Below are 1,306 nucleotides of genomic sequence, written 5' to 3'. Positions count from 1 at the left end.
AGAATCTCCTTATCCTTTGGACGGCTTTCCCTTTTTATAAAACCGCCGGGAATCTTCCCCGCGGCGTAATATTTTTCGTTATAATCGACTGTAAGAGGCACATAATCCATGCCTTCTACCGGTTCATGTGATGAACAGACAGTGGCTATTACCGCCGACCCCGCGTATTGGGCAAAAACAGAACCGTTGGCCTGTTTTGCCATCCTGCCGGTTTCCAGAACTAAATCCTTTCCGGCGACTTGGAGCGTAACTTTTTGCATCATAATTATTTACGCAGTCCCAGGTCTTTTATCAGTTTTCTGTATCCTTCCAGATTGATCCTTTGAATATACTTTAACATTCTGCGTCTTTTGCCGACCAGAATTAAAAGCCCCCTCTGCCCTGATTTGTCCTTTTTAAACTGCTTGCAGTGTTCCGTAAGCTGGTTGATCCGCTCGGTAAGCAGGGCTATCTGAACTTCTGTAGCCCCCGTGTCCTTCTCGTTTTTACCAAATTTGGTTACGATTGATTCCGCTTTTTCTTTGGTTAATGCCATTTTCTTCTCCTGTTTTTAACCCTATTATTTTACGGAATAATGGCATAAAACTGGAAAAATGTCAAGAGCAGTGAAAAGTGAGCAAGGAGCAGTGAGCAGTGAAAAGTGAGTAAGGAGCAGTGAGCAATTTCGTTGTTTGCGGGCGTGGTCTTGGCAAGACGCTATGCTTGCTAATTTCGCTCTTTGGTCACTTCGACAAGCTCAGTGACCACGCATTTCTCACTACTCACTGCTCACTGCCTCAGTCCATCATTACAAAGGCTGCCCAGTAAAAGGGTAAGTTATATTCATCGCGGACTTTGGTCTGCGCGGCTTTGAACGCCTCTCTTTTGCTCTTTCCCGACAGCCAGTTTTTGTAAAACTCACTCATCATGACGCTTGTCGCTTCGTCGTTTACTTCCCACAAACTCATAATAAGCGTTTGCGCTCCGGCAAGTTTGAAGGCTCTTTGCAGGCCAAACACTCCCTCGCTGTTGTTCACTGTCCCTAAACCGGTCTCGCAGGCTGACATTACTACCAGTTCAGTCCCGACAAGGTTCATCTTAGCAACATCGTCCGCGAATAAAATGCCGTTTTCCACTCCTTCTACGGGGTTGCCAGTCCACGCATTGTTGCCGCCTGCCAATATTAGTCCCGACCGTAACAGCGGGTTTTCAAAGGCTTTTTTCCCGCCAAAACGTTCCAGACGCTCGCGCTCGTCGCGGTTGTCTTCGATGTCCTGCATGAAAAAGCCGTGTGTCGCCAAATGTATTCAGGGCATTTTTCTGGCTG

Annotated in this window: 2 protein-coding genes and 1 pseudogene; all 3 read right to left on the bottom strand. The window is 46.9% G+C overall.

Translation table 11 applies throughout. From position 1 onward, the window contains the following. A pseudogene (locus ACYVRA_RS06535) lies at positions 1 to 263 on the bottom strand (polyribonucleotide nucleotidyltransferase); the annotation flags it as partial. Between the two features lie 2 nt (positions 264 to 265). Next, positions 266 to 535 (bottom strand): 30S ribosomal protein S15, encoded by a 270-nt coding sequence (gene rpsO / locus ACYVRA_RS06530; protein ID WP_461251942.1) that lies wholly within the window; start codon positions 533 to 535, stop codon positions 266 to 268. Between the two features lie 241 nt (positions 536 to 776). Beyond that, positions 777 to 1,280: a CHAT domain-containing protein gene (locus tag ACYVRA_RS06525; RefSeq protein ID WP_461251941.1), complete on the bottom strand. Its 504-nt coding sequence runs from the start codon at positions 1,278 to 1,280 to the stop codon at positions 777 to 779. Between the last annotated feature and the right edge of the window lie 26 nt (positions 1,281 to 1,306).

The organism is Treponema sp. R8-4-B8, from assembly GCF_054786175.1.
This window is presented reverse-complemented; position numbering and strand designations above follow the sequence as displayed.